General features: G+C 54.1%; 7 protein-coding genes and 1 tRNA gene. 3 read left to right on the forward strand and 5 right to left on the reverse strand.

Annotation, left to right across the window (positions count from 1 at the left end):
- Positions 1 to 8: 8 nt before the first annotated feature.
- On the forward strand, positions 9 to 1,457 hold the full coding sequence (locus tag AMM48_RS17730) for an MFS transporter (protein ID WP_244271283.1): 1,449 nt from the start codon (positions 9 to 11) through the stop codon (positions 1,455 to 1,457).
- A gap of 6 nt (positions 1,458 to 1,463) precedes the next feature.
- Here AMM48_RS17730 and AMM48_RS17735 read toward each other — a convergent pair whose 3' ends face one another.
- Both AMM48_RS17735 and AMM48_RS17740 read right to left on the reverse strand, forming a co-directional pair.
- Positions 1,464 to 2,144, reverse strand: a complete 681-nt coding sequence (locus AMM48_RS17735; RefSeq protein ID WP_102785110.1) for a hypothetical protein — start codon at positions 2,142 to 2,144, stop codon at positions 1,464 to 1,466.
- A 70-nt stretch (positions 2,145 to 2,214) separates the two neighbouring features.
- Positions 2,215 to 3,000 (reverse strand): DUF4198 domain-containing protein, encoded by a 786-nt coding sequence (locus AMM48_RS17740; protein ID WP_102785111.1) that lies wholly within the window; start codon positions 2,998 to 3,000, stop codon positions 2,215 to 2,217.
- Positions 3,001 to 3,212: 212 nt separating this feature from the next.
- Between AMM48_RS17740 and AMM48_RS17745 the strand changes: the two genes are divergently transcribed.
- Together AMM48_RS17745 and AMM48_RS17750 are read left to right on the forward strand one after the other, a co-directional pair.
- Positions 3,213 to 4,700 carry a hypothetical protein gene (locus AMM48_RS17745; protein WP_102785112.1) on the forward strand — a complete coding sequence of 496 codons (1,488 nt, stop codon included), beginning with the start codon at positions 3,213 to 3,215 and terminating at the stop codon, positions 4,698 to 4,700.
- A gap of 144 nt (positions 4,701 to 4,844) precedes the next feature.
- Positions 4,845 to 5,282, forward strand: a complete 438-nt coding sequence (locus tag AMM48_RS17750; RefSeq protein WP_022730744.1) for a MerR family DNA-binding transcriptional regulator — start codon at positions 4,845 to 4,847, stop codon at positions 5,280 to 5,282.
- Positions 5,283 to 5,373: 91 nt separating this feature from the next.
- On the opposite strand, the gene AMM48_RS17755 is transcribed toward AMM48_RS17750, so the two are convergent.
- From AMM48_RS17755 to AMM48_RS17765, 3 genes are all read right to left on the reverse strand, one after another.
- On the reverse strand, positions 5,374 to 8,064 hold the full coding sequence (locus AMM48_RS17755) for a bifunctional acetate--CoA ligase family protein/GNAT family N-acetyltransferase (RefSeq protein ID WP_102785113.1): 2,691 nt from the start codon (positions 8,062 to 8,064) through the stop codon (positions 5,374 to 5,376).
- A 223-nt stretch (positions 8,065 to 8,287) separates the two neighbouring features.
- Positions 8,288 to 8,605, reverse strand: coding sequence for a hypothetical protein (locus tag AMM48_RS17760; RefSeq protein WP_102785114.1), 318 nt, complete (start codon positions 8,603 to 8,605; stop codon positions 8,288 to 8,290).
- Between the two features lie 73 nt (positions 8,606 to 8,678).
- Positions 8,679 to 8,754: transfer RNA gene (locus AMM48_RS17765), tRNA-Asn, on the reverse strand.
- Positions 8,755 to 8,758 lie beyond the last annotated feature (4 nt).

Here is an 8,758-nt window from a genome sequence, read left to right on the forward strand (position 1 = left end):
TTTCATCCATGTCGCCTTTTTCTGTTTCTGCCTTTCGCCACTTGTTTGGCGCACAGATCACGTCCCTTGTGGGGACGGGCCTGACCACGGTTGCACTATCGCTTCTGGCATTTGATCTTGCCGGGGAGGACGCCGGGCTTGTTCTGGGCTCTGTTCTGGCGCTTAAAATGGTGGCGTATCTTTTGATTGCGCCGGTCGCGGGCGGTATTGCCCATCGGGTACCGCGCCGGGCGTGGCTGGTCGGTTTGGATGTGCTGCGCGCCGCAATCGTTCTCTGTCTGCCGTTCGTTGATCAAATCTGGCAGATTTTTGTTCTGGTGTTTGTCATCAATGCGGCATCGGCCGGGTTTACGCCGGTGTTTCAGGCCATCATTCCCGAAATACTTGATGATGAAAAAACCTATACCAAGGGGCTGTCCTATGCCCGGTTTGCCTATGACCTTGAAAACCTTGCCAGTCCGGCTGTCGCCGCGGCCTTACTGTTTGTCTGGCAATTTGACAGCCTGTTTATCGTCAATTGCCTGACCTTTGTTATCTCCGCCATCCTGATTGTTAGCGCTAACATCCCCGCTGCGGCTCAGACAGACCGGGTCGACGGGTTTTATGAAAACACGCTATTTGGCTTGGTGGCCTATCTTAAAACACCGCGCCTGCGGGGATTGCTTGCGGTCTATTTTGCGGTGTCATGTGTCGGTGCAATGATCATCGTTAACACCGTTGTTTTGACCCGGTCGGTACTGGGCGGCAGCGAAATCATGACGACGGTGTTTCTGGCATGTGCCGGGGCGGGGTCGATGTGTGCCGCCTTCCTAATCCCCAAGGTGATTGACCTGCTTGGCGAACGCAGATTGATGTTGTCAGGGATCGTGTTTGCCGCCGGGGCGATGCTGATTGGGGGCATCAACATGATGCTCGGGTTTGATAACGCGGTTTTCTATGCCATTCTTTGGGCCATTGCCGGGGCAGGGACAACATTTGCTCAAACACCGGGCGGCAGGCTGGTGCAACGTTCGGCTGCAGTCGGCGATAAATCGGCGTTCTTTGCGGCAAACTTTGCGCTGTCACATGGTGGTTGGTTGGTGGCCTATGCCATGGTCGGCTGGCTGGGCGGCTTGGTTGATTTATCCGTTGCCTTTCTGGCGTCGGGCAGCATGGCGTTGCTGGGGGTCGGGTTGGCCGTTTCAGTCTGGCCGCGCAAGGATCCGCTGGAAATTCATCACAGCCATCCGGGCTTTTGGCATGACCATCCCCATGACCATCATGATCCGCACCATACGCATGCACACCCGGGAACCCAAACCCATGCGGCGGATGCCAATGATCATGCTCATGCGCATTCTGACGATGATGAACGCCATCGCCACGAACATTTCCACCCGCCGGTCACGCACAAGCATCGCTTTGTGATCGACAGCCATCACAGCCGCTGGCCGGTCGAAAGTGGCGAACAGGTCTAGTAACGCTTATGCCTTGCTCTGACGGCGCGCAAGGACCCAGGCGCCGACACCGAAAATCCCGATGATAATGCCGATCCCGCCCAGAATGTCGGACATGCGGACATCATTGCGATAGGCATTGACCTCGGCACGCAGCGGCCCGACCTGACGCGCAACCGCCCGATTGATCAAGGCCGTCAAATCACCTTCTGACAGCCCCTTGATACCGATATTGTTACCCGCAACGTTACCCGAAACGGCATCGCTGTCTTCATCTGTGCTGGTCGGCGCAATCGTGGGGGCGGTATCGGCCAAGGGTGCTGCGTCATGAAGGGCGCTAACCGTGATGGCGTCGCCATCTGTTGCCTCGGGCAGGGTTTCTAAAAACTCGGTTTTGGGCAGTGCAAAATTTGCAATATGCCCATCCCCTGTATCGGCGAAAACGGCATAATCGGCCCGGTGGCTGACGCGCAGGGCAAAACTGCCATCGCTGTCGGCCGTGGTTGTCAAAAGGGCGGTGTCAGTACCGTCTTTCAACGTGACAGTCGCATTGCGCGCCCGTGTGCCCCCGGTGAAATAGACATATCCCTCAATCACTTCGCCGTCGCTGATCGCAAAGACATTTAAGTTATGCGCCTGTGCCATTCCAACCGGCAGAACAAGCAGAAAGGTCAGGAGACTTAAGAATTTGCGATAGGGTGAGGTCATCGAGATTGCCTGTTTTATGGATGTCGCAACGGAAAATAGCGGGCAGGAACCTGCCCGCATTTCACGCCAATCAGTTCATTGCGTCGGTTTTCACCCAGATCACACCACCACGCTCGACAGGAACTTGTTCTTCGCTGTTGGGGGCGGCCATCGTGCCGTCTTCGATCAATGCGGCAAACACCCACCAGCCATCCTTTGGCATGGCGTAATGGAAAATGCCGTTGGCATCGGCCTTAATCACCTGGGTGGCGAATGTCGCGTTGGGCAAGGTGACACTGCCATCATTGGCATATTCAACTTCGACTTCGGCAAACGGGACCGGATCGCCATTGTGGCGCACCATTCCGGAAAAGACATTGCCGGTCCAGATGCCATACGGGCGGGTCAATGGTTCGATCTCAACCGGAAAACCGACCATCTGGTCCCAGTCTTCCCCGGCATCAAAGGCATCAATAACGGTTTTGGTATATTGAATGATGTATTTGCCTTCTGCGGGCTCAAAGTAAGGAACCGGCTCAAGGTAAAAGGCATATCCCCCCGGCGCCTTGATGGTCGTCTTGGCGTCAAACGCGCCCTTGCCATCCACCGTCTTGGCGGTCAGCGACGACATAAGGTCGGTTTTTTCCCCATTGTGCTGCACACCAAACTGCAACGGTGTGACCATTTCCATCGCCGGGCCATTGGTCATTGGATGGGTAAAGGTCAGATCAAATGTCACCTGTGTCCCGCTGTCCTGATCGACCACATTGGCCGACGGAATCATTTTCTGGAAATGCGCCTGTGCCGTGCCTACGACCGCAGTGCTAAAGACCAGAGTAAGGGCAAGTTTGGGTAAAAAGCCGCAGGGCAGGGACATTGTGCAATCCTTTGTTATGAAGTCTTTTACGCGAACAATTTCAGATCGTTCTATGCCCTTTGAAATAAAGTAAATCATACAAAAACGCAAAAGGTATGAATTGATATTTTGCGACGTCACCGTCAGTGCCCTGCATCAATCACACTTTGCATTTGGTGGTTTTACGGTATCGTGCTTGCAAAATCACAGGATGTGCTGCGAAAGGGAATTGTATGAGGATTGTATATGTGTCGCCAAACGCGCAGGAATGCTGGGTTGATGCCGCATGGCGACTGACCAAATCCCTTGATATGGCGGTCAAGGACAGCATGCCGGGCGACCTGATACGGCTTGTTGCAGGGGATTACCCGCTTTCCGAGCCATTGGTTTTCCCACGAAGCGGTCACGAAGGTGCTCCGATCATCCTGCGCGGGGATACCGGATCGCAACTAAAAGTGAATAATCAGCCGGATTATTCAGTTTCAGCGAATAATCCCGGCCGCGACCGGTTCGCGGCATTTAAGCTGATTGATGTCGCCCATATCCGGATCGAGAACCTGTCGATCATCCGCTCCTGGCCAAGTGCGGTCTATATCGAAAACAGCCATGATCTGTGTTTCACCAGGCTTGATATCACGGCGGGCACCTATGCGGTGTATGCCAACGGTGCCACAACGCAAGCCATTGAAATTACGCAATGTCGCTGGACACAGGATGAAACCATCTGGCGCAGCATTCGTTGGGATGACATCCATGACGGTGACATTCATCCCGATGGAAAAGCCCCGTTTCGCTATCTCAATGGCGCGTTTTTCGGGGCCGATGACATCACAGGCAACGTCCTGATCGCGCGCAATGACATTCGCGATTGTTACAATGGCGTCCGGATGGATGTGTCCGCCGAAAACCTTGCGGCCCCCATCGGCAGCTTTAACCGCGACGTTCGCATTTTTGATAATAATTTCAGTTATATACGTGACAATCCGGTCGAACCCGAAGCCACCGCCGTTGGCTGGTGGATTGGGCGCAACCGGTTTTACAACTGCCACAAACTGTTTTCACAGGACGGTGTGCGCGGCGGATTCTGGTACTATTTTGGCAATATCTGCTGGTTCGATAGCCGCCCGGGACCCGAAGGCGATGAATATAACGGCGGGGCGGTGTTTAAGCTGGGCAAAGGCGGTTCAGTGCCGCAGCCTGACTTCATATCAGCCTGTTTTCACAACAGCTTTTTCCTGCGTCAGAAATACATCAAAAAGGGCACAACACGCGGTTTGATCAATGCGCGCAACGCGATTGAACATGCCGATCCATCTGCCTTGCCCCCCGACTTTATGCCCGCCGATCAGCCGTTTTTTGGCGATGCCGATGGCCTTCAACTGTCTGCATCTGGGCCTTTGCCGGTGATATTTTCCGGCGATCTGGCAAACCATGTGACCTACCCAGCCGTTTTTGACAGATATCCGGGGGTGCTTGGCGATCCAAGAAGTGCGCAAACGCCGCTTTTTGAGGATGGTTTGACCGGGCGGTTTGATCTGCGTTGCGCATATCAAATGCCATATGACAGCAACCTTGCGATCCCGATGCCCGATGGCAACGTTTGGACAGGTCATCAGGATCAGTGGCCCGGCGCGATTACAGATGGGAAACGCTACGAGGGACCGCAATTTGTTGCCGTCAACCTTGAATATGTTCGCGAGCTTTTGAACACGCGGGATTAACACAGCGCCATAGAGGGCCAGAACCACGACGTTGTCGTTAGGGCCGTCATCGGACGTGTCATGGTGACGTAAGCGTAAATAGGTTGACTGGCATGTCTTAATGTTGCGATGGTGTCGTATGGTCTTTAACAAACAAGAAAAATCATGAACGATAAGCTTTATAGTATTACCGAGCTGGCCGAAGAGTTTGACATCACGCCGCGCGCAATCCGTTTTTACGAAACCAAAAACCTGCTTGCCCCGCAGCGTGCAGGGGCCACGCGTGTTTACAACTACCGTGACCGGGCACGCTTGATGCTGGTTTTGCGCGGCAAACGGCTTGGCTTTTCGCTTGAGGACATCAAGGAATACATCGATCTTTATGATGCCGAGCGGAGCGGGACAGAGCAACTTGCGCATTTGATGCTGGTCGGGCGTCGCCGTATTTCCGAGCTTGAACAGCAACTTGATGACGTTCAAACAACGCTGGGTGAATTGCGCAAGATTGAGCGTGAGGCCGCAGATGCACTGACGCAGAAGGGCATTGATCCGGAAAAGGCGCTTTTGGATATCCGATCTAAATTGGCGATGGAAACCGCATAAACATATCCAAGACAAACGCATTTAGCGATCTGTCCGATACGTAAAAAGCCCGGCATTTGAGCCGGGCTTTTATGTTTGGACGACAGTTTTTCTATTGCGGGTCACGCTGTAAGGGCAGGGTGACTTCAAAGACTTCTTCGTCGGCGAGATACTTGCGGCTAAAGCCGAGTTTTTCACACAGTGTCAGCATGCGCCGGTTGTTGGGCAGGACCTGACCAATGAAGGTTTCCGTCCCCTTGCGGCGGCAAAATTCGATCATTTGTTCCATCAGTACCCGGCCAAGACCGCGCCCCTTGATGTCGGACCGAACCATGACGGCGTATTCGGCATGTTCATTGTTCGGATCAATGACAACCTGCACCATGCCGTGGATTTGGCCTTGTTCCGGGCCATCGGGCACAATGGCCAGAAACGCCATGTCACGGTCGTAATCAAGCTGTGTCTGGCGCGCCATTTCGGAATGGGGCAATTCACGCACCGACCCGAAGAAGCGGAAATGAATGTCTTCGGGGGTGAGTTTTGACATGAACTCATAGTGCGCTGGTTCGTCTTCGGGTTTGATCGGACGCAGCAAATAGGTTGTGCCGTCATCAAGCACCAGTTCCTTTTTCAGGTGCCGTGGATAGGGATGAATGGCCAGACGCTTATCATCGCTGATGACTTTTGGCGTGACCTTGATCCGCGCATCAAGGGCTATGACTCCGTCCTTATCGGCAAGCAGCGGATTCATATCAAGTTCGAGAACTTCGCCAAGATGCACCACAAGCTGCGACAGCTTGACCAGCGTCATATAAAGGTCTTCAAGGTTGACCGCCGGGACGTCGCGGTAACCTTTCAGAAGGTTATAAATACGTGTACCTTCAACAAGTTCGCGGGCGAGCTTCATGTTTAACGGTGGCAAGGCCATCGCGCGGTCGCGGACAACTTCGACCTCAATCCCACCATGACCAAACAGGATCACCGGGCCAAAAATCGGATCGGTCGTCATGCCAACAATCAATTCGCGTGCACCGGATCGCTTGACCATTTCCTGTACGGTAAAGCCGCGAACCCGCGCGGTCGGGAAGGCCTTTTCAACGGTACGTAGCATTTTGGTCGCAGCGTTTTTAACCTCGTCACTGCTGTCAAGGTTCAGCGCCACGCCCCCGATATCTGATTTATGGCTGATGTCATCTGACAGGATTTTGAGGGCAACCGGATAGCCAATGTCGTCGGCCGTTTTGACAGCATCTTCGACAGAGGTAGCCGCGAGTGTTTTAACCGTTGGGATGCCGTAGCACTCCAAGACAGCCTTGGCTTCGGGTTCGGTCAGCATGTCGCGCCCGGCGTGAATGGCGGCATGAATGATTTGTCGCGCCTTGTCGATCTGCGGGGTAAAGTCGTGCGGCATCGAGGGCGGCGTTTCCATCAGAAGGTCTTGCAGTTTGCGGTAATTGACCATGTGCTGGAACGCCGCGACGGCATTTTCCGGCGTGCGGTAGGTCGGAATACCCGCCGCGTAGAACATGTTGCGGGCTTCGGCGACGGTGGCTTCGCCGACCCAATTGGTCAGGATATTTTTCTTGCTGGTCTTGATGACGTCAATCACACCCTGTGCAACCTCGACCGGGTCGGTGATCGCGGTTGGGGCATGCATGACCAAAAGGCTGTCGATATTGCTGTCTTTCAAAACGCACTCAATTGTTTTGGCATAACGTTCGCCCGGCGCATCGCCAATGATATCGACCGGGTTGGCGTGCGACCATGTGCTGGGCAAAACACCATCAAGTGCGGTGATGGTGTCGTCACTCAACTGTGCCAGATGGCCATGGCGTTCAATCAGGGCATCGACGGCCAAAACCCCGATGCCGCCACCATTGGTGACTATGCCCAGTTTATCGCCCCGGAACGGACGCATGCGCGACAGAGTCTCGGCGGCTGAGAACATTTCGCTGACGGTGTAAACACGCAAGACTCCCGCACGCTTGATCGCAGCATCAAACACATCATCCGCCCCGGCCAGAGCGCCCGTATGAGACGCGGCAGCCGCCGCACCTTCGGCAAAGCGGCCAGACTTGATACACAGGATCGGCTTGTTGCGGGATGCGGCACGGGCAGCCGAGATAAAGCTTCGGCGTTCATGAATGGATTCGATATAAAGCATGATCGCACGGGTTTGTGGATCAGACCCGAGATAATCAATTACGTCACCAAAATCGACATCGTCGCATTCACCCAAAGATATGAAATGCGAAAAGCCAATGCCGCGCGCGGCCGCCCAGTCAAGCACAGCGGTACACAGCGCACCGGACTGTGACACAAAGGCGATTTTACCATTTTCAATGCTTTGATGGCTGAAACTGGCGTTTAGACCAATGCCCGGAACCATAAGGCCAAGACAGTTCGGGCCAAGAAGACGCATTTTGCAGCTTGCGGCAATGTCGAGCATTGCCTGTTTGATGCTGCGCGTCTCATCAAAGGGTTCCGCGCCAAGCCCGGCAGTCAGGACAATTGCCGCAAGACACCCTTTGTCGGCAAGGCATTCCATTGTTGGCACAACGGCCTTTGGCGGTACGCAAATAACCGCAAGCTCCGGCGTGACCGGAAGACTGTTGACATCAGGGTAGGCCAAAACGCCGCCAATCGACTGGCTGTGCGGATTGACCGGCATGATCGGCCCTTTAAACCCACCAGCCAGAAGGTTTCTCATCATGACCTGCCCAACAGAATGCGGGCGGTTTGAAGCGCCAATGACGGCGACGGATTTGGGTTTAAACAGATGGTCGAGATTGATCGTGCTCATGGCCGTGTTCCCGCGTTATGTCTGGGGCCGGTTCAGTGCATCAGGCGGTGTCACGTGAACAATCATCTACGTGACATCGCCTGATACCATTCTTGCAGCTGCGAGATCATATGTCAGGCCAAATTATATTGAGTTGCTGTGCATCAATAAAGCACTGAGACGACAAAGTTTTTATGCAAGTGTCACATATCTGTCGGAGCAGGCAATGCGTTGCACTTGTTTATCAGTGCAGGTGGCCTTGGTGGCTGTCGTCGTCATAGCGTTCGGATTGTTCAATCCATTCTTCGACTTCAGCCGCACTTTGCATGGCCAGCGCGATTTCAAGGTCGTTCTGGACGTGGGCGAGGCTGTCAAACATCGGGCACCAGCCAAAGGCCTGAATGCGCGGGTCGGTGGTTGACGAAATGGTAAAGAGCTCGCCATCAATCGGGTGCGCCATGCCGTGAATGACCTCATCCTGACCCACAATCAGCCAGCCCTGACTGGCACCAGACAGCGTGCCGAGTTTGACTTCACGCAATTCAATTTTCGTTGTTTTCATGGTGGCGGGCCTTTGACGATCTGGACAGCTAAAAGCAAAAGGGACCGAACAAAATGTTCGGTCCCTTTTAAATTGGCTCCGGCAGCAGGACTCGAACCTGCGACCCAATGATTAACAGTCATTTGCTCTACCAACTGAGCTATGCCGGATCAG

The organism is Thalassospira sp. GB04J01, from assembly GCF_000751115.1.
Taxonomy (GTDB): domain Bacteria; phylum Pseudomonadota; class Alphaproteobacteria; order Rhodospirillales; family Thalassospiraceae; genus Thalassospira; species Thalassospira lucentensis.